We start from the raw sequence: 25082 nt of genomic DNA on the forward strand, positions 1-25082 counted from the left end.
GTATTACGTTTTAGATGGTTTCCTTCTTTTCTGTATAAAGATATAAATACACAATGCAAATATAGCGAGAATGGAAATACCGAAGCTCACTTTTTGAATAATTGTACCTTCGTAATATACTTTCACATCACCCGTTTCATTTACGGGTATTTGTATAAGACCATGTGCGCTTTGGATGATTGGTAAGTCTTTGTTGTTAAGTTCTGCCGTGTAACCTTTATAATAGAAAAGCGGGAGCTCCAATGAATCAGTGCTTTGCGTATTTATGCTGATACTTAGTATATGCTTGTCCCGGCTATGGCTTTCAATCGTTGTATTTCCATTTATGGAAGTAATACTGTCACCTCTAAGAAGAATGTGGTAAGCAGATTCTGCTTTATCGGGAACATATTCCGCTCCATTCAGGTAGAAAAAATTGCTGGCATCAGGCCTTTCATTTGTTTGCCCGATGTGGGTATGCATAATCCTGTAATTATCGTTGTGCATATATATTACTATGGAAGTGCATAGAATAACAGCTAAAACAACGATGAAACGGGCTTTTTCTTTCATAAATATTTTCGAAAGGTAATATCCCCCTGCTACAGCAAAGAAGAATGTCACCAGCAGATATAACCGCCCCGGATATTGAATAAAAGACAACAGGGTGAACGGAAACCGTCCCCACGGGAATAACTGCGAAGATGCAAAAATATAGAACAGCCCGATAAGCAGCCCGATATGCACACTTTTCAGCAGTTCTGATTTACCCCTGATAAAGAAGCGAAGCAGAATAACCGAAGTCAGCAAAATACCGATGCCTACGATCGATATATCATCCCGATAATAGAATCCGCTCACCAATCCCCAGAAAACATAATCGAGAGGAATCTTGGCATTGGCAGGTAGTGTCCAGTTGTTCGTTTCATAGCGGTATGTGTTTGCTTGCATCTGTTCCAGAAGCGGAAATATATAGACTGCTGTAACGGCTATAGTGACAATTCCCGCAAGAATGAGATAAGCTATCCTCTTAGGTTCTTTTATCAATGGTTTACAGTAGAAAATAAGAACTATCACCACTGTAATAAACGTGAGAACCGTAGAGATAACATGTGAAAAAATAAGCAGACTGAAACCAATGGCAATAATATACCATTTCTTATAATCGCCTTTAATTATATGGTAAAGTCCCAGGAATACCAAGGGAATAAATGTAAAGGCAAAGACTTCGCCCATGGCACCACGGTTGTAAATATCATAGAAGCGATAGACGGAGAATGTATAGAGTATCCCTGCAACAAAAGCAGTAAACGAACTCTTATATATTGTTTTCACCGCAGAATACATGAATATTCCGCAAAGAATGGTCATGGTAAACAGCATCACTTCGAATGCATTGTACGAACCGATAAGTATACCCAATGCGGCAAAAGGAATCAATATCACATCGGAGTAGAATACCTTGCTCAGATAGCCGTAGTTCAGTGCCGCAGCATAATCTATATAGTGCGGGAAAGTACCTTCCCGAAGCGCAGTAATCAGTGCCTCGAAACGTTTCAGGTGAAAGTAATAGTCATAGCCCGGGTGCTCGTACACCGCGCCGAAGACTTCTGTCATATAAAATGAAAGAAGTATCAATGTGGTAAAGAAAACCCAGAAATGGGATTTCTTATTAGCTGCTATGGTTACTATAAGACTATTTATTGTATTCATCATTTGTTTACATCACTCCGTTTGCGCTTAGAGACAAAGATATATATTATCAGCCCGATAGTGCTCAATATGGAAATATACCAGCTATATTGCTGTGTGGCTGTCCATCTGTAAACGACCTCTATTTGCCCTGATTTATCGGCTTCTATCTGTACCAATCCGTTTCCACTTTCAGTAACGGGTATTCCATTCTTTTTATCTAAATATGCCGCTTCATACCCTTTGTAATATACTAACGGCAGTTCCAGTTTATCCGGATTGTTTGTCTTTATATCAAACGAGGAAATGCTTTCTTTTCTTGTAAAGTTAGAGACAACAGCTTCCTGTCTTTCGGATATCACCGTATCTTCCCGCTCATGTATATAATGGTGCGACGTCACTTTTTCAGGAAGATATTCCAGCCCGCCCAGATAATATTCATTCTCTACCGAGGCAACTCCTGTGAACCAATGCGGAGCTTCACTTATGGCCAGTGATTGCCAGTGTTTATAATTGTTATTGTTTACAACGAAGGTAATGAGAGTAAAAAGTATAATCACACTTCCCGCGACAATCTGCTGTTTTATGTTTCTTACTATCACAGATAAGTAATATGCTCCGCTAACGGCAAAGAAAAATATAATAAATTCATACAATCGCCACGGGAACTGGATGAATCCGAGTGGCAGCCGTCCCCAAGGGAAAATAGCAGAAGCAAAGACTAGCAGGATAATCCCGGTTAAAAGGCAAAAATCAGCAACCTTGACAGATGAGCTTTTCTCTTTTACAAACAACCTTAATAATACAAGTAAGATAAGCAACGGACCTGTACCCGCCATATTTTCAGTTTTGGGATATAATATTCCGCTGAGAAATCCCCAGCCGAGGTCCTGCCAGTCGAGTTTGGTTTGTCCTGTAATGTTTTCTGTTGTGCTGTAATAGAATGTATTGGATGTCATTTGTTCAAGCAGTGTCAGTATATAGCTGCTTACGATAGGCAATGTGATTATTGCTGCCAGTACTAAGTAACCTATCCGCTTGGGTTCTTTTATCAGTGGCTTATAGCAGATGATAACGATAAGAGCGAGTGTAATAAAGGTAAGTACCGATGATAGCAGATGTGTATAAATAAGCAGGCTATATCCGATTGTCAGCAAATACCATTTTCTGTAATCGCCCTTTATGATGTGGTAAAGCCCGAGGAATATAACAGGCAGGAACGTGAATGAAAGCGATTCGCCCAATGCTGCACGGTTATACCAGTCGAAAAGATGATAAGCCGAAAATGTATATAGAATCGCGCTTGCCGATGCTACGAATGTATTCTTGAATACTGTATTCACTGCAATATATGTGAACAATCCGCAGAGGAATGTCATGGTAAAAATCATCACATTGTATGCTGCGATTGTGCCTGTGAGGATGCCCAATGCTGCAAACGGCAATATTATAAGGTCGGGATAAAATCCTTTGGTGAAATATCCATAGCCTTCGAGAGCGTTGTAGTCTATGTAAATAGGGTAATCGCCCGATTTCAACGCATCAATCAGCACATTGAACCTCCCTATGTTGAAGAAATAGTCGTGTCCCGCGTATGCCGATACAGGCCCGAACCAGCATACCATAAACAGGGATAAGGCGAATAATAAGGACAGGAATATCCAAAATGAATATTTACTGTCTGTTTTTATGTCGTTTACACTATTCATTCACTATTCTTATTTTTTCTTTCTTCTTAGATAAGAAAATATAGGCACACAAGCTGAGAATGCTGAGTAAGGTTATTATCCAGCTCAGTTTCTGGATTATTGTTCCCCCGTAATAGACTTTTATATCGCCTGATTTATTTACAGGTATTTGTACCAGCCCGTTGTCACTTTCGCTTACAGAGATGTTTTCACCGTTCAGTTTCGCTGTGTATCCTTTGTAGTATATCAGGGGTAATTCCAGATTATCTGTACGGTTTGTTTCAGTATGGAAAGTTATTACGGCTTTATCTCTTTCCAGATTGGAAATATTGCTGTGATCGCTCTTTACAGAATCACCCCTTTCAATAAGGTATTCTATCGATGGAACCTTTACAGGCAGATACTCCAAGCCGATAAGGTGATAACGATTCTCCGGCAATGCTTCTCTTTTTATATCTTCGGTAATCCTTGTATCATGATACAGTTTCGCATCATTCATTAGGACAAACAAGGTGCAAATAACGACCAATCCACCGGCTATCAATCTACGCAGATTGGATTTCAAAAGCAACGCCAGATAATAGCCACCCGCAACAGCAAAGAAATACGACGCAAATTCGTATAACCGCCATGGTATCTGAATTATGCCCAGCTTATTAAAGGGAAATACCGACCAGGGAAACCAATAGGAGGACATGCACACATATACAAGCCCGATAATCACACCTGTATCTACGCTCTTTAAGCGTGCGGATTTTCCGGATACAAATAACCGTAATAAAATACCGCATGTCAGTAATAAGCCGATGGCCGGGGTGAACGTCCGCAGAGGATATATAATACTCATAAATAAGCCTGAGATAATGGCTGAAGTTCCTAGAAGTGAATCTTCCATCGACATCAGCGGGTTCATTTCATAATAGAAAGAGTTTGAACTCAGCTGTTCTATCATCGGAAATAATGCATAGCTGATTACCGGTATAGTAACAATACCCGCTATGATCAGATATTTAATCCGTTTCGGCTCTTTGAGCATAGACTTGTAATATATCGATACTAATATTACCACAGTTATGAACATAAGCAGGGTAGATAAGGCATGATTGAAAAATAGCAGGCTGAAAGCAATGGTAAGGATATACCATTTTTTATAATCGCCTTTTATAATTTCATAGATTCCTAATATGGCAAGAGGGACGAATGTAAAAGAAATGGCTTCTCCCAATGCCCCCCGGTGAAATACATCGAGCAGGCGATACAGGGCAAATGTATATAAAACGGCTGATATGGCTGCTGCATACGAACTTTTGTAAATACGATTGACGGCCATATATGTAAATACCCCGCACAATACCGTCATTGTAAATACTGTGAAGTGGTAAGCAAAATCCAGATTTGTCAGGTTCCCTATTATTGCAAACGGAATAAGGACAAAATCGGGATAAAAACCTTTTGTGAAATAGCCGTAACCTTCAATGGCCGTATAATCCATATAGATGAGGAAAGGGCTTTCTTTTATGCCGTCCATAAGTGCCTGCAATCTCCTAAAGTGAAAATAAGAATCGTGCCCCGGAATGAATGGCAGATAGAAATATAGCATAGCCAGTGATAAGAGTATCAGTACAAAAAAGAATATCCAAAAGTGGCTTTTCTTTTTTGCTGCTATTTTATCGGCTATATTTCTTAGAAGGTTCATTTATTGTTCGTATTAAATCCTCTTGTGGGTTTGCGCTTCTGCAAAAATATATAAATACAGGTAGCGAATATGCCTGCCAGTGTTATAAAATAACTTATTTTCTGAATAACAGTCCCTCCATAATATACCTGTATATGCCCTGATTGTCCGATAGGCAACTGTACTAATCCGTTTTCACTTTCCGCAACTGGTATTTCCTTATCATTTAGCGTGGCGGTATATCCTTTGTAATAAATCAATGGCAGTTCGGCCGCCTCACTATTATTTATAGTTATATCGAAGGAGGTAACGCCTTTTTCTTTCCCCAGATTGGTTATGGTTGTTTCGCTATATTCAGTTCTTATACTATCCCCTCGTTTGTGCATGTACTCAATAGACGGAACACTCGATGGAATGTATTCCATACCTCCCAGATGATAGTCGTTGTTGAATGCAGCCACTTGGGTAATGGGACGTCCGCAGCGATACATTTCATACGATTTGGCGTCATTAATCATAATAAATGCGAGTAATATCACAACGGTAAATCCGGCAGTTACTTTTCGCCCGTTCGATTTTAGTATCAGTGATAAATAATATCCTCCGGCAACGGCGAAAAAGAAACTTGTGAACTCGAACAACCGCCATGCCATCTGAATAAAATTCAGCTTATTGAACGGAAAAACAGACCACGGAAACAATGGGGAAGAGGCTACAATATATACCAATCCGATGACAACCCCTATATCGACACTTCGTAATTCAGCTGATTTCCTATAAACGAACAACCTTAACGCAGCAGCACCTGTAAGCAGAAAACCGACTCCCGGAATGAAGGCCTGAGCAGGGGTAACAATTCCGGTAAACATGCCCCAGATAATCCAATGGAATGGTAGAGCCGAGTCCTGCGTTTTTGCCATCAATTCGCGGCTTTCGTAATAGAATGTAGTTGTTATCGCCTGTTCCAGCATCGGGAAAAGATAATAAGCTGTGATTATCAAGGTCGTGATTCCTGTTACTGCCAGATAAAGAAGGCGCTTAGGTTCTTTTAACAGCGGTTTATAATAGATGATGAGGAATATAAGCAAGGTGAAGAACATCAGCACGGAAGATATCAGGTGAGTGAAAATCATCAGGCTGAAGCCTATTGCCAGAATATACCATTTTTTATAATCTCCTTTGATAATATGATAAAGCCCAAGGAAGACAATCGGGATAAATGTGAATGTAAGCGTTTCGCCCAGTGCCGCCCGGTGATACAAATCCAGTAAGCGGTATACGCAGAAGGTATATAGCAAAGTTGCTATTGCGGCGGCAAACGGTTTTTTATAAATACGATTTACAGTGATATATGTAAATACACCGCATAAGACCGTCATTGTAAATACCATAAACTGATAAGCAAACTCGAGGTTTGTCAGGTTACCAATAAGCGCAAAAGGAATCAACACGAAGTCGGGATAGAATGCTTTTGTGAAATAACCGTATCCATCGATGGCATTATAGTCGAGGTAAATAAGCATAGGGCTGGCCTTCATTCCATCCATCAAAGCCTGTAACCGCCTGTAATGAAAGAAAAAATCCTGCCCCGGGCAAAGCGGCTGGTATAGATACATCATCACCGCCGAAAGAAACAATAGTAAAGCAAAGAACAACCAGAAGTGGCTTTTCTTATTTGTTGCTATCTTATCGGGGATGCGGCTGAACCAGTCCATTTTTCTTTTTTCTGTTTAGTAAAGTTATATAAACACACAAAGATAATATACTTATCAGAGATATGTATATACTTATTCTTTGAATCGTTGTTCCTTCATACCAGGTTCTTACTTCTCCCGATTCATTTACAGGTATATTTACAAAGGCCATGTGACCTTGCATCACATGCAACTCTTCCCCGTTGAGGGTAGCTGTGTACCCGAGGTAATAAAGTAGAGGCAGTGTCAGGGTATCCGGTTTATTTAACGATACATTAAATACGACTGTATTATATTCGCGCCTCAGATTGCTGATTATAGTACTTTCGTCCTTTCCTTCTACTTTCTCTCCTCTGATGTGGGAATAATGAATGTCTTCCAATGCAGACGGCAAATATTCGCGTCCGATGAGCCTATATCCGTTTTCGTATGTCGGTTCTAATGCTAAAGTTCTTGCATCGGCGGGCAAATCTTTCGATGAATCGTGAGATTTATAGTTCTCGCTTTGCACATATATTGTTGCCATTGTTACAAGAATAATTATTACAGAAGCTATCAACCGCTGCTTATTCTTTATAATTACCAAAGATAAATAATAGGCTCCGGCTATGGCAAAGAAATAAGATACAAATTCATATAGCCGCCACGGATATTGTATGAAAGAAAGTAAGCTGAACGGAAACCGTCCCCAGGGGAAAATACGTGAAATAGCTATGATAAAGCATATTCCGATTATTACCCCTATATCCACACTTTTTAGTTTATCATCTTTTTTCCTTTTAACGAAAAAGCGAAAAAGCAGAAGCAGTGTAAGCACAATGCCAACCCCTGTCCACAGTTCTTTTTCCGGATAGGCTATTCCACTAATAAATCCCCATAAGATATAGTCAAACCCTACCTTTCCATATCCGGCTCCCCCTCCCGGACTATGCGTATTCAGATAGAAGGAATTGGAAGATAATTGTTCCAGCATCGGAAAAGTATAGTAAGATGTGATAACGACAGTGACTATACCCGCTAAAATAAGATAGAGAAAGCGTTTCGGCTCTTTTATCAATGGCTTGCAATAGATAATCAGTAAGATCAGTAGTGTGACAAACATCAGCACTGATGCAATGGCATGCGTATATATAAGCAGGCTGTAGCCGATAGCAAGCACATACCATTTCCTGTAATCTCCTTTTATGATATAGTAAACACCTAGAAAGGCAATAGGCAGGAATGTAAAAGACAAAGCTTCGGCAAGCGCTCCCCGCTGATAAAAATCGTATAGGCGGTAAACGGCAAAAGTGTAAAGTATAGCAGCGATGGCTGCCGCATATGAGCTTTTGTAAATGACATTGACTGTGTGATACATAAATACGCCGCACAATATCGTCATGGTAAATACCATTAGGTCATAAGCGAAATACACGCTTGTAAAAGTACCTACAAGAGCGAACGGCACCATGATGATATCGGAATAGAATCCTTTGGTGAAATAGCCGTATCCGTCCACATTGGCGAAATCGACATAAAACGAAGGATAAACTCCATGTTGTAATGCGTCAATCAAGGTGTACAGCCGTCTGTAATGAAAGCTGAAGTCGAAACCCGAATAGGAAGACGATGACCCGAAGCAAAGCATCATAAACAATGCAAGAAAAACCAGTACTGCAAAGAATATGCAATATTGGTTTTTTCTGTTTCGCTCTATTTTGTTTCGAAAGTGTTCCATCAATCCGGCTTTGTTTCCGGCAAAGATAATCAGAAAGATTTGTTTGAGCCTTCTGTATGAATATTTTATGAAAATAGGAGGGGGTTAACGGTTTGTTTTTTCATTCTGAAGTTCCTTTATTAACTTATTTTGCATCTCATTTTCTTTCTTCAAATCGATGACATACAAAGTCAGTTCCTCTATCTTTTGTAATAGCTTCGCTTGCATTTCTCCGATATCTATTCCGTTCTCTTTTACTTCTTTTTCTGATGGGATATCGGGTAGGTGCTGCTTTTCTTTGATATGGCTTTCTACTTCCGATAGGGTCGGGAGCTTATAATCAGGAGAAAATACAAAATCAGACCAATCAGGTATTTGAATTTTGACTTCTTTGGCCCGGATTAGTTCGTTGATATCTAGTGTGTTTCCTTTTATTCTTCCATTTACATCTAGTTCGCATGTAGGATCAGAAACCTTTATGCCTACAAAGCCATTCGCCCTAAAAACGATTCTTTCTCTCCATAAGTTATCCTCAAAATAATTAAAACCTAAAGTCAATTTCTCGCTGCCATCATCTCCAAGGTTAAGTCGAAGCTCTGAATGTCCACTTTTTATATTAACCCGGGAGAAATAAATAGGGTCACCATTTTCCCATCCTTGTCCAAATATTAGTCTACCACCCCAAACTTCCATAGGAGCGGGAACTTGTTCCGATCTTACTATAACATCTCCGATAGTAGTTAATTTTCCATTAACATCGAGAGTACCATTGATGCTTCCATCAGCATCAACTACCATCAGTTTCTTCCATTCATCCCAATTAGTAGATTGAGGTAAGCCTGTTCTATAATAAATACCACCATTATTAAAGTTAAGTTGGTGATGAAAATTCCCTGAATTGTTATTCCAAGGAGCAATTGTAATATTTGTAGAATAGTTTCCTGTTCCTGGAGCAGAGATCGTATTTCTGAATTTAAAGTCTGCTCGGAGAGTCTTATTTACAAAGTTTGGCTGATCATTGACATCCCTAGTATCGTGGATTGTAAGAGACTCAGCTTGTTGTGCGAACAGGGGATTGAGTGATGAAACAAATAGAATAAGCAAAACAAAGTTTTTCATAATAATAAAATATTTAGATATTAAATAGCTTTCAAAAGTTAGAGTAGAAGCAAATATTTATCTGCCTCTACATGCCTAAAATATATTGATAAATATTTTTAAAACTTATTCAATGCGCTTCCAACCAGTTCTTACCTTTTCCACAATCAGCTTTCAATGGGACGGCCAGCTTATAAGCATTTTCCATTTCTTCTATTACCACTTTCTGAACTTTATCCAGTTCGTTACTTTCCACATTGAAGTTCAATTCGTCATGTACTTGCAGAATCATTTTCGATTTGATATTTTCCCGTTCAAAACGATCGAATATACGATTCATTGCCACTTTGATAATATCGGCGGCACTTCCTTGTATAGGTGCGTTTATCGCGTTTCGTTCAGCATATCCGCGTACAGTCGTATTTCGTGAATTGATGTCCGGCAGATAGCGCTTGCGACCGAAAACAGTTTCCACATAATTATTGGTACGGGCTACAGATATACTCTTATCCATATACTCCTTTACCTTCGGGTAAGTGGCAAAATAGCCGTCTATCAGTTCTTTAGCCTCCCCGCGGGGAATAGATAAGCGTTCTGCCAATCCGAAAACCGATATGCCATAGATGATACCGAAGTTGGCAGTCTTGGCCTTACGGCGCATATCGCCTGTTACTTCGCTGATCGGGATCTTATATATTTTGGCAGCAGTAGCGGCGTGGATATCCTCTCCGCTGTTGAACGCATCGATCATTGTCGGGTCCTGGCTCAGATGTGCCATTATGCGAAGCTCGATCTGTGAATAGTCGGCCGAGAAGAAGATGCATGCCTCATCTGCAATGAAAGCCTTACGGATTTCTTTCCCCTGCGCGTCACGGATAGGTATGTTTTGCAGGTTCGGGTTGCTCGAACTTAACCGCCCAGTTGCGGTCACCGTCTGATTATAGGACGTATGAAGCTTGTCGTCGAGTGGACTCACAAGTAAAGGCAACGCATCGATATATGTGCTCAACAGTTTTTTCAGTCCACGGTATTCGAGGATTTTACTTACAATAGGATGAGCATCCTTCATGCTTTCCAGCGTTTCTTCACTGGTTACATATTGGCCTGTTTTGGTCTTTTTGGGTTTTTCTACAATCTTGAGTTTATCGAAAAGAACCTCACCTACCTGTTTCGCCGAATTGATATTGAACTCCTGTTCGGCAGCTTTATATATTTCCGATTCTATTCCCTGCAATTCTAATGTCAGCGTTTTCGAATATTCGGCTAACGCCGTTTTATCGAGGCGTACACCTGTATATTCCATATCGGCAAGCACATAGATCAATGGTAATTCTATATCATATAGTAATTTACCTAAATCCTGTTTTTCTATTGCCTTTTCCAGTATTGCCTTCAATTTCAGTGTCACATCAGCATCTTCACAGGCATAGTCTTTTATCTGGCCGGGGTGCAGACTACGCATATTGAGTTGATTCTTTCCTTTTGCTCCGATTAGTTCGTCGATATGGATGGTTTTATATTTCAGGTAAGTCTCAGCCATATAATCCATATTATGACGCAACTCAGGATTGATGAGGTAGTGTGCAATCATGGTGTCGAAGAGTTTGCCCCGTACATGGATACCATACTTCTTCAATACAATGATGTCATATTTTATATTCTGCCCGACCTTCTCTGTTTTCTCATTTTCGAAGAACGGCCTGAATTGTTCTACAATGGCTCTTGCTTTTTCAAAGTCTGCAGGCACAGGTACATAGTAGGCTTCTCCTTCTTTGAAGGCGAATGACATACCCACCAGTTCGCTCACATTCGGATCAAGTCCTGTGGTTTCTGTATCGAAGCAGCAAGATTGTTGTGCGGCTATTGTTCTTGCCAAACTGGCGATTTCATCGTCTTTTTCTACTAAGTGGTAAGAATGCGGAATGTCTTTTAGCTCCTGCAATCCTGAATAGTTGACTGCATCTGCCGACTCAGCCTTTGCAGGCAGTAATTCTGCAAATAAATCGCCTTGTATGGCTTCGTGTGTGGTTGTTATTCGTACAGGATTTGCCGGAGTACCATCTTTTTTCAATACACGGTTTATCAGGGTTCTGAACTCCAGTTCTTCAAACAAAGCAGAGAGTTTTTCCGCATTGATTTCCTGGCGTTTAAATTCATTCTTGTTGAACTCGATAGGTACATCCGTTTTGATAGTTGCCAGGAATTTAGAGAAAATAATTTGCTCTTTGTTTTCTTCCAATCTTAGTTTCAGCGTACCCTTCAGATCGGCTGTATGCTCAAGCAGATTTTCTATGGTACCATATTCCTCCAGTAATTTCTGCGCGGTTTTAGGCCCTACACCCGGACATCCGGGTATATTATCGGAAGCATCGCCCATCAATCCCAGTAGATCTATCATCTGTTCCGGGGATGACAATTCATATTTTTCCATAATTGCCTTGGCATCGAGCGTATCAAATCCCGTTCCTGCAAATTTGGGCTTATACATGAAAATATGGTTGCTCGTAAGTTGCCCGTAATCTTTGTCAGGGGTCATCATATACACATCGAAGTTTTCTTTCTCGGCTTTCTTTGCGATTGTACCGATTACATCATCGGCTTCATAGCGGGCGACTTCCAACTCCTTGATGTTATAAGCAGCTATTATTTCTTTGATAATAGGCACAGCTGCCCGTATATCTTCGGGTGTTTCCTGCCGTTGGGCTTTGTAGAGTTCGTAAGCATCGTGCCGGAAAGTACCGCCAGGCGGGTCGAATGCAACGGCAATATGAGTCGGATTCTCTTTGCGAAGCAACTCTTCCAGTGTATTCACAAATCCGAATACTGCGGATGTATTTTGTCCTTTGGAGTTTACTCTGGGACTTTTAATAAAAGCATAATATGAACGGTATATTAATGCGTAGGCGTCTAATAGAAATAATTTCATCGGAATAAATTAAAAATTGGTGACAAGTTACGGAAAAAGCAGTGAATTACAAAAGGGAAATTTCTCTTCTGAGGGTATAGCGGATGAAATTTTGGAAGAGATTTTTTGCCCTGCCCGACTTAGTATTCTGTAACAGAAATATGTACTAACTTACTCCTTCCTTAAATATAAATAACATGCTAAAAAACAAAACGTCGGACCTTATTGTTACCTTTGCACACAGATTCGAATACGACTAATGGATAATAGATATTATAAAGAATTTGGAACTCTTCTGTCCAAACATTTCCCTTATAAAGTTCAAAAAATCTCGATTAATGCGGGGTTTACATGTCCAAATCGGGATGGCTCGAAAGCTGTTGGAGGGTGCACATACTGCAACAACCAGAGTTTTAGTCCCGGATATGGAGGAAAACAGCGAAGTGTAAGCGACCAGTTGAGAGATGGTATTGCTTTCTTCTCTTATAAGTACCCTGAAATGAAATATCTTGCTTATTTTCAGTCGTATACAAATACATATGACAGCCTCGATAAGCTTATTTCGTTATATGAGGAAGCCCTTTCATATCCCGGTGTGGTGGGGTTGATAATAGGTACCCGTCCCGACTGTATGCCTGACGAATTACTCGATTATTTCGCTGAGCTGAATAAGCGCACGTTCCTTGTGATAGAATATGGATTAGAGTCGACACTCGATTCTACTCTCGAATTTATTAACCGCGGGCATACACATGCCGAAAGTGTGGATGCTATTCATAAAACAGCAGCGAAAGGCATTTATACAGGTGCTCATCTGATTCTGGGATTGCCCAGTGAAAGCAGAGAACAGGTATTGGCACATGCAGACGAGGTGTCGAAGTTACCTCTGACAACCTTAAAGTTGCATCAGCTACAATTGATAAAAGGCACGGTTATGGCAAAGCAATATCGTGAACACCCCGAATGGTTCAACTTGTTCGATGTAGATGATTATATCGACTTAATCATTGATTTCTCAGAAAGGCTAAATCCCGATTTTATTATAGAGCGTTTTATTTCACAGTCTCCCAAGCAGCTCCTTATCGCTCCCGATTGGGGCTTGAAAAATTTCGAATTCACTGCTAAGGTATTAAAGAGGTTTGCCGAAAGGGAGACATGGCAGGGACGGCTTTTTCATAAATAATGTGTATCTGCAGTTGAAATAAAATTCAGAGGGACCAAAAAAGCTTAGACCCCGACTTCATAGGTTGACCCGTTAAACAGAAGGGATGGCTAAACGAAAAAACTCGTTCTGAACTTTGCATAACCTAAATCGTTTGTTTAGCTCAAAGATGTTTCGTTTTTAGCGCCATTTTCGTTCTATGGGTACCCCGTACTTGAACCTGACTGCGCAGGCTGGCGCAGTACAAGACAATCTCTTGTCGTTGCATGGCGTCCCCGATAGGGTGCGTTAGATGAATTGAACGCTTTATACTACAATAATCAGATCAACTACTGATTGGCATCATTAAATGATGTCGGATTAATACTTTCTTTTACTTATTTATTACATTTGCATGTATAACAACAGCATAAGCCTTTGCATTGGAAAAGAGAAACTCATCATATAATCAGATTCTAAAGTCTACATCTATTTTTGGAGGGTCACAGATACTCATTATCCTGATCGGTGTTATCCGTAATAAGATGATAGCTGTTCTGTTAGGGCCGGTTGGCGTGGGTATTATCGGTATATATAATTCGGTGATAGAAATGATACGTTCTGCCGGAGGATTGGGTATGGATACGACAGGGGTGAAGGAGATTGCAGAAGCGGAAAGTTCCAGGGACGAGGAGGTACTTTATAAAACTGTTACCCGGTTCAATAAATGGTTCAAAGTAATGGCACTTTGCGGAGCATTGGCCTGTCTCATTTTCTCTTATCCGATTAGTATCTGGGCCTTTGAAGACAGTCGTTTTACCCTTTACATCGCATGTTTATCAGTCTGTGTATTTCTTGCGATATTGACTATGGGCCGGTCTTCTATATTGCAGGGAATGCGCAGGATTCCCGAAATGGCAAAGTCTGCTTTTCTCGGCAGCTTCTTCGGGTTGCTTATATCTGTACCTGTTTATTTGCTTTTCGGTCTTGATGGGATTCTTCCTGCTTTTGTATTTTCATCACTATTTTTATTTCTGTGTGTAGAATTTTATTACCGTAAACTGCATCTCAAGAAAAGTGATATATCAAACAAAGAGGCTTTTCAATCGGGATTGAACACTCTGAAATTAGGTCTTTTTATCGTTGTCGCCGGATTTATAGGTACAGCAAGTATGTTCCTTGTCAGAACCTTTGTTTCGCGGAGTATAGATATTGATGCAGCCGGGCTGTTCCAGTCGGCATGGGTGATTACAAATGTCTATCTGAGCCTCATTCTGCGGTCTATGGGATCGGATTTCTTCCCACGGCTATCGGCTATTGCCGGAGAAGGGGAAAAAGTGAAAAAACTGGTGAATGAGCAGAGTTATATTATTCTGGTAGTAGCTTCACCTATAATCGTGGGAATGTTGTTGTTTGCCGGATTTGCCCTGTCTGTGCTCTACAGCTCAGAATTCGGGCATGCCGATGCCGTATTGAGATGGCAGGTGCTGGGAACCTTTTTCAAGGTGCTATGCTGGCCTGTAGCCTTTATTATGTTGGCAAAGAACAAAGGAGCCGCTTTTTTAGCCACAGAGATTATATTTTATCTGGTTTACCTGCTGTCCGGTTATTTACTGTTCCCGAAATACGGGCTTGAGGCTACGGGCTTGGGCTATCTGATAGCTTATATTGTTTATCTTCCGGTAGTCTTTCTGGTGGGTAAGACTATTTCGGGCTTTACATGGGATAGCAATATTATAAAGATGGCAGTTATAAACATGCTGTTTATAGGAATAGCTTTTTATATAGCACAATATTATGCCGGAGAATATGGTTTGTTATTAGGTACAGGAATCTTAGTCATATCGCTTATATATGCGTATATTAAACTGAAAAAGGTATTCAGTATAGCGGAATTGCGTGATTGGTTCGGAAAGAAATAAGCAGAATTAGATTTTACCTTTTTCTATTTCTTTTACCCTTGGTATTACCAGACTATCTTCGATGAAAGTATGGGCTTCAAGTTCTTCCTCCGACATATACAGTTCGGTGAGAATGTTTACCATAAGCATCTGATCTATCGTGCCAGGCAGATATTTCATCAATATCTGTTTCAAATCGTTCATCTTACCTTCTATATCGTTGTGCCTTTGTTCGAATATATTGATGGAATATTTCTTTTCTCCCGATTCGGTAATAAGGGAATATACATAGGGGAAAACAACCTCATCTTCATAGAGCATATGTTCTTCGACCTCTTTGGTATAGTTGTCGAAGAAGTTAAGTACGACATCTTTCAGTCTTTTTTCGGAGGTGTCGAAAACAAGCTCCAGTTTACGGCGTATATTCAGCAGCCTTTTTTCCAGAAAATAGCTATGTGAGCTTTTCAGGTAGCGGAGAAATGGTTCCAGAGGTAGAGCTCTGAAGGTCTCTTCTATATTGATGATGGATTTATTGGATTGATAGCTGGCAAGGAACAGGAAACAATCTGTGTCGAATCCGTTTTCTTTACAGACAGCATCTACACTCTTCTCGCCAAATCCTAAAGATATATTCAGACGGTTGAGCAACAGAAGAAGCCGGTAGTCGGCATCTATCAGTTCCGACATCTTCATTGATTTCTTAAATATAATGGTGATATTTTGCATGATGTTGAATTTTTATTCGTCCTGATACTTTATTTCGGATATATCCACAAGTTTGTTTATTATCGCATATATGGTTAGTCCGGATATACTGTGTACTTTAAGTTTACGGGTAATGTTTCGGCGATGAGTTATTGCTGTGTGTATGGATATATTATGGTGCTCGGCAATTTCTTTATTGCTCATACCTTTTACTACGCTGATCAGGATTTCTTTTTCTCTGTCGCTGAGTTCTTCCTGGTCCCCCTGGGTTGCTTGTTCTTTATTCAGGCAATTGAGTAATGTTTCTTCAATCCTTGACTCAGAATCGTTTATTTTAATAACTGCATCATATGATTTATAAAATTGTTCATCAATAATATTATATACCAGGGCTATGATTGCTATATTTTTATTTAAGTTGAGTTGCTGGCGTATATCCTGCTTTGAGGTGTGTCCCAGAAGCATCGGATTGATCAGGACTGCATCAGGGCGAAGTATATCGAGCTGATAATTGATATCCTCCATCTCTTTTAGTTCTACGACTTTTCCCACGCTGGATAACTGGGAAAGAACATAGACCAACCCTTTGCGTATGATATATGATGTTTCGGCTACTGCTAATACTTTCTTTGTATTCGACATCTTTTATGACAGTTTCTTATATAGAATCATTCTTTATAAAGTGCAAATTACGCTATAAATTATGTTATTAACAAATGTTATTGAACATAAAGAATGTCAATAAAAGATAATATCTTTATCTATGTGTTTTGAGAACAATATTTGTACTAGTTTTGTTTAGCAAATGGAATACAAGAGGAATAATGATAAATGGGATAAAACACGAATGTGCGAATTCTTGAATTGAGGAAAAAGAACACGTTTACCTGTTTACTTATCAACTTGTATTTAAAACTTGTAACTCGTTATTTATGATCAACTTTAAACAAATTACACTATCAGATAAAAAAGAAATAGATGCCTGTTTTTCCGGAAATATTTATCGTGCCTGTGACTTTTGCTTTGCTAACCTGTTTGCATGGAATGCTAAGTTTAAGACAATGTATGCTGTAGAGCATCGTACGATATTTCTTCGTTTTCAGGATTCTGACGGGCAGCTCTATTATATGATGCCGATAGGCAAAATGCCTCTAAAAGACGCTTTTGAATTAATAATGAAAGATGCGGAGGACAACAGGATTCCTTTTCAAATGAAGGGGATTACATTCCGAATGTGGGAGAATATACAGAAAGAGATGCCTGATAAGTTCCGTTACCTTCCCGACAGGAATAATGATGAATATATCTATTTGTCTGAGAAGCTAATAAAGCTGTCGGGTAAAAAGCTGCAAAGTAAACGCAATCATATCAACCGCTTTAAAGCGGATAATCCGGATTGGGAATATTTTCCATTGACCTCTAAGAAAGAGTTGGGCGAATGTGTGCGAATGCTTGACGAGTGGGAGGAGAAATCAACCTCTGCTATTAATATAACCCAACGTTACGATTATATAGCGACAAGACTAATGCTTGAGCATTTTGAATACCTACAACTGCGTGGAGGTGCTGTGCGTGTGAATGGGCGGATTGTGGCTTTTACAATAGGAGAACCGCTGACTGAGGATTCATTTGTGGTACATGTTGAAAAAGCATTTGGTGATATGAATGGTGCTTATACTATCATCAATCAACAGTTTATTGAGCACGAAGCTTCGGAATTTATGTATATCAACAGAGAGGAAGATATGGGGCTGGACAATTTGCGTAAAGCCAAGATGTCTTACTATCCGGATATTCTTCTAGAGGAAGGTATGCTGATACCGAAGGTATAAGTTAGCCCCCTAATCCCCCGGAGGGGGACTCGCAGAGAGGGTAAGTAAGAAATTATGAATTTGAAAAAAGTTGTCAACTTTTGATAAATAATAAGCTTTAAGTGATAGGTAATGATTTGTTTATGTGATATAGTTAAAATACCCCCTCCGGGGGTTAGGGGGCCCAGATGATACAATTTGCAAATGAACATACAATGCCGCTGGTTCGTCAGATGTGGAAAACATGCTTTGGCGATGATGACGATTTTTTAGATATCCTCTTCAATTACAAATACAGGAATGAAAATACACTGATATACTTTGATGGGGATACCGCTGTTGCTTCTTTGCAAATGCTGCCTTATACAATTACGTTTTACGGGGAAGAAATTTCCTTTGCCTATTTGGCTGGATTGTGTACCCTTCCTGAATACCGCAGAAGGGGGTACATGGATCAGTTGATACATAGAGCGCATGATGTGATCGGAGAGAGAGGGATACCCTTATCTGTTCTTGTGCCGGCAGAGGATTGGCTATATGGTTTTTATGAAAAATATGGTTATGAGAAAGTATTTGAAAAGGGTACCGTCCCGTTATATCCGTTACAGAAGATACTGGAAGATAATCCTGATATAACCGAGGCATATAAAGTGTACGACGCATTATTTCGCAATAAAGATTTTTGTGTGCAGAAAACATTTACGGATTTTAAAGCCATAGTAGAAGAGCAAATCATCGACGGATTTCCGGAAAAGTATGACATTTCCGGAATGGCTCGGATAATGGATATAGATTACCTATATGGTTTGTATTCACAAAAGAATCCTCATGCCGGTATAGAGATAAAAGATATACGTTTTCTTTGTCGTCTGTTGTTCGGTTATAAAACAGATGAACTGGATGAACCCTTCAGAAGCTTATTCCCGTTGCATCATCCAGTAATGAACCAGATGCTCGAATAAAAGATTTTTTAAGAACACCGGAATGATTTTTAGGACGGATTCTGAAAGAAATCTACTATCTTTGGTACTTGATTTTTAATGCTGTATCCTGTTTATGGAAAATTTTACAATAAAAGATATTATTGATATCCTGTTGGTTGCAACAGTGATGTATCAATTGTATCGAATTGTATCGAGGTCCGGAACAGGTGCTATCTTTAAAGGTGTTTTGGCGTTTATAGTCCTATGGGTACTTATTTCGCAGGTATTACAGATGCGGCTGATGGGAGCTATCCTCGACAAGTTTACTGACTTCGGGCTATTTGTTCTTATCATTATCTTTCAGGATGAAATAAAGCGATTTCTTATCTCTCTTGGATCGAACCGTACATTCCGATTTATAACCAAAATATTCAGGTCGAAAGATGTCGGAGAGTTAAATGATTCTGTCATAACCTCTCTTGTGCTGGCCTGTATGAATATGGCTAAAACATATACCGGAGCTCTGATTGTGATAGAGCAGGAGATAAAACTTGGTAACTTTGCCGACACCGGGGAGGCGATGGATGCTGATATAAGTACCCGCCTTATTGAGAATATTTTCTTCAAAAATACACCTTTGCACGACGGTGCGATGATTATAGGAGGTAACAGGATTAAGGCGGCAGGATGTATTCTTCCGGTAGCCCAGAATCATGATATTCCAAAATCTTTCGGATTAAGGCACAGGGCGGCTATAGGTATATCGCAGGAAACCGATGCTAAAGTAATTGTGGTATCGGAAGAGCGCGGTAAGATTTCGTTTGTGAGTCAGGGTAAAATTGAGGCAAATATACCCCCTGAGAAGTTACAGGAGCTTCTTATAGGAACCATGCGCAAGAAGAAGAAAACGAAAATGACGGGCAGTTAATTTATTAATAGGAATAAAATAAAAGGGCGTAAAAGTAGATACTTTTACGCCTTATATTTTTCGGGCTATTGTACGTTAATCAAACTCTCCCGGATTATCAGGAATTATATCTATCAGATATATCTTAAATCTGAGTGCAGTATAAGCCGGAATTTTCACATAACCATTCGAGTCATACTGGGCAGTTGTACCATATCCAAGCTGGTAAGGGATAATTACCTCAACCTGATCCCCTTTATGCATATGTTGTAGCATTGTCCTGAATCCATCGATATGATTGGCTACCCGGCCGCGCATAATGTATCCGTTGTTGTCGCTCTGGAACACTGATTTTGTCCCATCTTGCAAGAGGAAAAGACCTTCGCAGCGATAAGCTACACTATCTGTAAAATATGGAGTTCCGGCATCTGTGATTTTAGTGGAAACAGTTTTAGTTATTTCTGTATCATAATCATCTATATATTTGAAGTATATAGTGCCATTTTTACTTTCCGATTCACGGGACTGATATACCGATTTATCGATATCCGCGATTTGCTTTTCATTATATGCTTTCCATTCTTCATCTATCACGACATCATTGTCGGTGCTACATGAAATACAGAATGCCAGCGAGCAGAATATGGCGATTAAAGCAAATAGTTTTTTATTCATATTTATATTGTTTTCAATAAGTTCCTCATACTTACTTTGTCGGCTATTATATCAGCCAGTTTGTCTATGGCTACGCGCTCCTGTTTCATAGTGTCGCGATAGCGGATTGTGACAGTATTGTCCTCCAGCGACTGATGGTCTACCGTTACGCAATAAGGAGTACCAATAGCATCCTGACGGCGGTAACGTTTACCGATACTGTCTTTTTCGTCATACTGGCATTTGAAATCGAATTTCAGATTATCGATTATTTCCTGAGCCTTCTCCGGTAGTCCGTCTTTCTTTATCAAAGGCAGTACAGCCAGCTTGATTGGAGCTAATGCTGCCGGTAGCTTTAATACCACACGGCTTTCACCACCCTCCAGTTCTTCTTCGCAATATGCTGCTGACATAGTAGATAAGAACATGCGGTCGACACCGATTGACGTTTCAATAACGTAAGGTGTATACGATTTATTGAGTTCAGGGTCGAAATATTGTAATTTTTTACCTGAATACTGTTCATGGCTGCTCAGGTCGAAGTCGGTACGGGAATGAATTCCCTCTACTTCTTTGAACCCGAACGGCATTTCAAATTCGATGTCGGTAGCGGCATTTGCATAGTGTGCCAACTTATCGTGATCGTGGAAACGGTATTTGTGATCTCCGTATCCAAGTGCCTTGTGCCATTTCATACGGGTTTCTTTCCATTTGGCAAACCATTCCAGTTCTTCTCCCGGACGAACAAAGAATTGCATTTCCATCTGTTCGAATTCGCGCATACGGAAGATAAACTGGCGTGCAACTATCTCGTTGCGGAATGCTTTACCTATCTGTGCTATACCAAACGGTATCTTCATCCTTCCTGTTTTTTGCACATTCAGGAAGTTTACAAAGATACCCTGTGCCGTTTCGGGGCGCAGGTATACTTTCATTGCACCATCGGCGGTAGAGCCCATTTCGGTGGCAAACATCAGGTTGAACTGGCGCACATCGGTCCAGTTGCGTGTTCCGCTGATAGGATCTACTATCTCGCAATCGATGATAATCTGGCGGAGTTCCTCCAGGTTACTATCGTTCAATGCTTTTGCAAAGCGGGTATGTACCTCGTCACGTTTTGCCTGATTTTCGAGTATACGCGGGTTTGTCTGGCGAAACATGGCTTCATCGAAGCTGTCGCCGAATCTTTTTGCCGCTTTCTCTACTTCTTTGTTTATCTTATCGTCGATCTTTGCCATATACTCTTCTATGAGCACGTCGGCACGATAACGTTTTTTACTGTCTTTGTTGTCTATCAAAGGATCGTTGAAGGCATCTACATGTCCCGAAGCTTTCCAGATTGTGGGGTGCATAAAGATGGCGGAGTCGATACCTACTACATTCTCGTGTAGCAAGACCATGCTGTCCCACCAATATTTCTTAATGTTGTTTTTCAGCTCTACGCCCATCTGCCCATAATCGTACACGGCGCTTAAACCATCATATATTTCGCTGGACTGAAATACAAAACCATACTCTTTGCAGTGTGAAACTATCTTCTTAAAAACATCTTCTGACATATCCCTTCAACTCGTTTTATGTTTGTTTTATATGTAATTGAATAAGTTGCACAAAGTAAACACTTTTTTTTGATATAGAAGGGCGTAGCATATCACTTATAGAATAATTAAAGATTGAATATTATGATTTTTTATTAAGCTTAGATTATATGTATTGTAATTCTATAGGATGAGATGATTGGAATATCCTTTAATAAGGCATTTTTAAACTAATTTACTCTGCATAATGTTTAATCATCATAAATAATAAATATATGAACAATGAAAAACGGCAATGTCTCAATTGCGGGAATGAGGTAACAGATAATTATTGCAGTATATGCGGACAATCGGTGCATACATCGCGAATTACACCTCTCCATCTTGTTGAGGAATTGCAATATGGACTACTACATATAAATAAGGGATTGCTCTATACCGTAAAGGAGCTTCTTGTCAGGCCGGGAACCACAATGAAAAATTATCTGGCAGGCAAAAGGGTGAAGTATATGAAGCCATTCCTATTCCTTATTATATGGGGTGCGGTCTATAGCCTTGTTTTTCATTTCTTCCATTTTTTTCCAATGAAGGAAATGAATAACCCGGACAATGAGGTTCTGCGATATATACCACTTTATGACTGGTATTCGAGCCATTATTCAATAGTCATGCTGCTGACTTTGCCATTCTTTGCTCTGTCGACTTACTTCCTGTTTTACAAAAGCAGATATAATTATATAGAGCACCTTGTAGTATTCTCTTATATTAATGGCGCAAAAACTATCATTTTACTGTTGTTCTATCCTTTGATATATATTACAAAGTCGACAGAGGTTTATCATATTGTACATATAATAGCTACTGTATATGTTATATGGGGAGTGAGTCAGTTCTTCAAGACTTCTTCATGGCTTAAGGCTACTGGGAAAGTTGTGCTAGCAATGATTTTGGCTTTTTTGCTGATTACCGTAATATTTACAATTGCCTTTGAAGTCCTTGAATATTATGATATCCGTTTGTAGAGTAAGAACGGAATAAAGAAGCCGCGGAAATAATTTCCGCGGCTTCTTATAAATGTGAGCGTTTAGTCTTTTTTACAGCGCACCGACATAAAATAATTACGCATGCTTGGCCAGCGCTCAACCATTTGGTCACGTTTGTTCGTTATAGCATTCGTATCTACTATAATATTCCGTCCATATGCTGTAGCATCTGATGTTGATGATCCTGCACTGCTTGTCCAAAAAAGAGCCCGAAAGCCGTATGTGATGGCTACCTGGCCGCCTAACAGAAGGGCGTCAAAACCTCCTTTTTCAGGGGGGAGACTTTTTCCCACGAATCCACTTTCTATTAACTGGCATTGCGAGATCATAGCATGTCCATGGCCTACACCCGGGGTTGTGGATCCACGCAGAGTGTTTCCGCCAATGGTTGAAGGGGGTGAATTATTAACCAGTACATTATTTCTATTGATAGCCCATTCGTCGGTCCATCCACTTATCCATCCGTTCGATGTGCCACTAATAGCTGCAGTGTACTGTGCCCCGAACGGAATGCCATAATCTGAATCCAGATAAGTACTGTATTTTGTAGGGCTGTTATACATCTCTTTTTCCAGCATATTCCAGTCACGGTCGCTAGGTACATGCCAGCCTTTAGGGCAAACACCCTGAATCTTTCCATCTTTTTTCCCCGAGGCCGATTCGTATTTCACTTCCACTTCGTTGTTTCCTATGGCCACATTGACTTGTCCTTGTTGAACTTTAATTCCATCTTGCTCTCCCATAAGTGCAGCCGACCAGGTATAAAAGATTCCTTTGCGCTTGTACCAGCTAAGCGGAATAGTTGCAGGATTGGAAGTATCACCCTCGGGATAAAAATAATGTCTGCCTGTAAGAGGTGTGCTACTCACATAGCCTTTTGCCGTAAACGAATCGTCTATATAGCGCATATTCTCAAGCAGCCAGTCGCCCGCATCACCAAAATTACCGGCCTGGTATACATCTCCGTCCCGGTCGTCATATACTTCATAAACACCATAGCTGTTGCTTCCGGAACCGGTTTTTGTTTCTTGTATCAGGTAGTCCCATTTTTCACCATTCCATACATATGGGCCGTCTTTGATATTGATGGGTGAACAGTGTTTTAGTTCACCTCCTAAGTGATAAACAATCAGACCGGTATGAGTCTGTGGATCCCATGTTCCTGAGGCTCTCTCAATAGTACTGGCCAGACTGGTTTCGTTATCCGGTAAGGTAAGTGATGTCAACGTTACCCGGGGAAGCCCCAAGCCTCTACTTGCTGTTTTTATATTAGTTGACTCATCTTCTTTCAGATCAAGTAATGCACCCAAATTGGGATCTTTGTCGCTGCCGATAGTTACTTGCGCGGAAACAAAGGAAGGAGCTGTCATGCATAAGTACATGAAGCCATAAGTTAAAATCTTTTTCATAGGTTTTATAATTTTGTATGTTTGTTTTGAGGTAAACTTGAAAAGCCATGCCTTCTTCCTGCCTATAAAAGATTCTGCAGCCCGTTTTCTCAAACAATCCGTCAGATAGTGAAGACAAATAATACATATATGGCAGGAGAAAAGGCACAGCACTGGTCTCTGTAATCTTTTGGGAATAAAAATTACAGGATTTTTGTTTTTTTCGGATTTTATTTTTACTTGATGCGTAGATGCGCGTTGTGCATGTACGTGTTTTGCGGGGTTTGGTTAGTTTTTTTTTTCTCTCTCTCTCTCTCTCTCTCTCTCTCTCTCTCTCTCTCTCTCTCTCTCTCTCTCTCTCTCTCTCTAGTAAAATAATGCTAACCCCCAAATTCTCTCTCTCTCTCTCTCTCTCTCTCTCTCTCTCTCTCTCTCTCTCTCTCTCTCTCTCTCTCTCTCTCTCTCTCTCTCTCTCTCTCTCTCTCTCTCTCTCTCTCTCTCTCTCTCTCTCTCTCTCTCTCTCTCTCTCTCTCTCTCTCTCTCTCTCTCTCTCTCTCTCTCTCTCTCTCTCTCTCTCTCTCTCTCTCTCTCTCTCTCTCTCTCTCTCTCTCTCTCTCTCTCTCTCTCTCTCTCTCTCTCTCTCT

The 25082-nt window shown here is 40.1% G+C and carries 19 protein-coding genes; 6 read left to right on the top strand and 13 right to left on the bottom strand.

Annotated features, from left to right (window positions below):
• Window positions 1-3: 3 nt before the first annotated feature.
• From QZL88_RS12555 to polA, 7 genes are all read right to left on the bottom strand, one after another.
• Window positions 4-1695, bottom strand: coding sequence for a YfhO family protein (locus QZL88_RS12555; protein WP_296941629.1), 1692 nt, complete (start codon window positions 1693-1695; stop codon window positions 4-6).
• Window positions 1692-3380: a hypothetical protein gene (locus QZL88_RS12560; RefSeq protein WP_296941631.1), complete on the bottom strand. Its 1689-nt coding sequence runs from the start codon at window positions 3378-3380 to the stop codon at window positions 1692-1694. The genes QZL88_RS12555 and QZL88_RS12560 overlap by 4 nt, the downstream gene beginning before the upstream one ends.
• Complete coding sequence (locus QZL88_RS12565; RefSeq protein WP_296941633.1) at window positions 3373-5055, bottom strand: hypothetical protein; 1683 nt, start codon at window positions 5053-5055, stop codon at window positions 3373-3375. The genes QZL88_RS12560 and QZL88_RS12565 overlap by 8 nt, the downstream gene beginning before the upstream one ends.
• Window positions 5052-6749, bottom strand: a complete 1698-nt coding sequence (locus QZL88_RS12570; RefSeq protein ID WP_296941634.1) for a hypothetical protein — start codon at window positions 6747-6749, stop codon at window positions 5052-5054. Before QZL88_RS12570 ends, QZL88_RS12565 begins: the two co-directional genes overlap by 4 nt.
• A complete protein-coding gene (locus tag QZL88_RS12575; RefSeq protein ID WP_296941635.1) occupies window positions 6721-8445 on the bottom strand; it encodes a hypothetical protein in 1725 nt (574 codons plus the stop codon). The genes QZL88_RS12570 and QZL88_RS12575 overlap by 29 nt, the downstream gene beginning before the upstream one ends.
• Before the next feature lie 84 nt (window positions 8446-8529).
• A complete protein-coding gene (locus QZL88_RS12580; protein WP_296941636.1) occupies window positions 8530-9543 on the bottom strand; it encodes a hypothetical protein in 1014 nt (337 codons plus the stop codon).
• Between the two features lie 109 nt (window positions 9544-9652).
• Window positions 9653-12448, bottom strand: a complete 2796-nt coding sequence (gene polA / locus QZL88_RS12585; protein ID WP_296941638.1) for a DNA polymerase I — start codon at window positions 12446-12448, stop codon at window positions 9653-9655.
• A gap of 238 nt (window positions 12449-12686) precedes the next feature.
• Between polA and QZL88_RS12590 the strand changes: the two genes are divergently transcribed.
• Together QZL88_RS12590 and QZL88_RS12595 are read left to right on the top strand one after the other, a co-directional pair.
• Window positions 12687-13610 (top strand): TIGR01212 family radical SAM protein, encoded by a 924-nt coding sequence (locus QZL88_RS12590; RefSeq protein ID WP_296941640.1) that lies wholly within the window; start codon window positions 12687-12689, stop codon window positions 13608-13610.
• A gap of 401 nt (window positions 13611-14011) precedes the next feature.
• Window positions 14012-15490: an O-antigen translocase gene (locus QZL88_RS12595; RefSeq protein WP_296941642.1), complete on the top strand. Its 1479-nt coding sequence runs from the start codon at window positions 14012-14014 to the stop codon at window positions 15488-15490.
• A gap of 6 nt (window positions 15491-15496) precedes the next feature.
• On the opposite strand, the gene QZL88_RS12600 is transcribed toward QZL88_RS12595, so the two are convergent.
• A complete protein-coding gene (locus tag QZL88_RS12600) occupies window positions 15497-16195 on the bottom strand; it encodes a hemerythrin domain-containing protein (RefSeq protein WP_296941643.1) in 699 nt (232 codons plus the stop codon).
• A gap of 12 nt (window positions 16196-16207) precedes the next feature.
• Window positions 16208-16816 carry a LuxR C-terminal-related transcriptional regulator gene (locus QZL88_RS12605; RefSeq protein WP_296941646.1) on the bottom strand — a complete coding sequence of 203 codons (609 nt, stop codon included), beginning with the start codon at window positions 16814-16816 and terminating at the stop codon, window positions 16208-16210.
• A 290-nt stretch (window positions 16817-17106) separates the two neighbouring features.
• Between QZL88_RS12605 and QZL88_RS12610 the strand changes: the two genes are divergently transcribed.
• From QZL88_RS12610 to cdaA, 3 genes are all read left to right on the top strand, one after another.
• Complete coding sequence (locus QZL88_RS12610; protein ID WP_296941648.1) at window positions 17107-18006, top strand: phosphatidylglycerol lysyltransferase domain-containing protein; 900 nt, start codon at window positions 17107-17109, stop codon at window positions 18004-18006.
• A gap of 167 nt (window positions 18007-18173) precedes the next feature.
• Window positions 18174-18947, top strand: coding sequence for a GNAT family N-acetyltransferase (locus QZL88_RS12615; protein WP_296941650.1), 774 nt, complete (start codon window positions 18174-18176; stop codon window positions 18945-18947).
• Between the two features lie 94 nt (window positions 18948-19041).
• Window positions 19042-19836: a diadenylate cyclase CdaA gene (gene cdaA / locus QZL88_RS12620; RefSeq protein ID WP_296941652.1), complete on the top strand. Its 795-nt coding sequence runs from the start codon at window positions 19042-19044 to the stop codon at window positions 19834-19836.
• 75 nt (window positions 19837-19911) lie between these two features.
• On the opposite strand, the gene QZL88_RS12625 is transcribed toward cdaA, so the two are convergent.
• Window positions 19912-20490, bottom strand: coding sequence for an FKBP-type peptidyl-prolyl cis-trans isomerase (locus tag QZL88_RS12625; protein WP_296941654.1), 579 nt, complete (start codon window positions 20488-20490; stop codon window positions 19912-19914).
• A 2-nt stretch (window positions 20491-20492) separates the two neighbouring features.
• The gene (locus tag QZL88_RS12630) at window positions 20493-22028 is read right to left on the bottom strand and encodes a glycine--tRNA ligase (RefSeq protein WP_296941656.1); all 1536 of its coding nucleotides are present in this window, start codon (window positions 22026-22028) and stop codon (window positions 20493-20495) included.
• A 254-nt stretch (window positions 22029-22282) separates the two neighbouring features.
• Between QZL88_RS12630 and QZL88_RS12635 the strand changes: the two genes are divergently transcribed.
• Window positions 22283-23029: a DUF3667 domain-containing protein gene (locus QZL88_RS12635; RefSeq protein ID WP_296941658.1), complete on the top strand. Its 747-nt coding sequence runs from the start codon at window positions 22283-22285 to the stop codon at window positions 23027-23029.
• Between the two features lie 62 nt (window positions 23030-23091).
• Here the strand turns inward: QZL88_RS12635 and QZL88_RS12640 are convergent, their stop codons facing one another.
• The gene (locus tag QZL88_RS12640) at window positions 23092-24459 is read right to left on the bottom strand and encodes an FISUMP domain-containing protein (RefSeq protein WP_296941660.1); all 1368 of its coding nucleotides are present in this window, start codon (window positions 24457-24459) and stop codon (window positions 23092-23094) included.
• A partial coding sequence (locus QZL88_RS12645) for a hypothetical protein (protein WP_296941662.1) occupies window positions 24344-25082 on the bottom strand: 739 nt, incomplete at its 5' end. The genes QZL88_RS12645 and QZL88_RS12640, both read right to left, overlap by 116 nt.

The organism is uncultured Dysgonomonas sp. (assembly GCF_900079725.1).
Classification (GTDB): domain Bacteria; phylum Bacteroidota; class Bacteroidia; order Bacteroidales; family Dysgonomonadaceae; genus Dysgonomonas.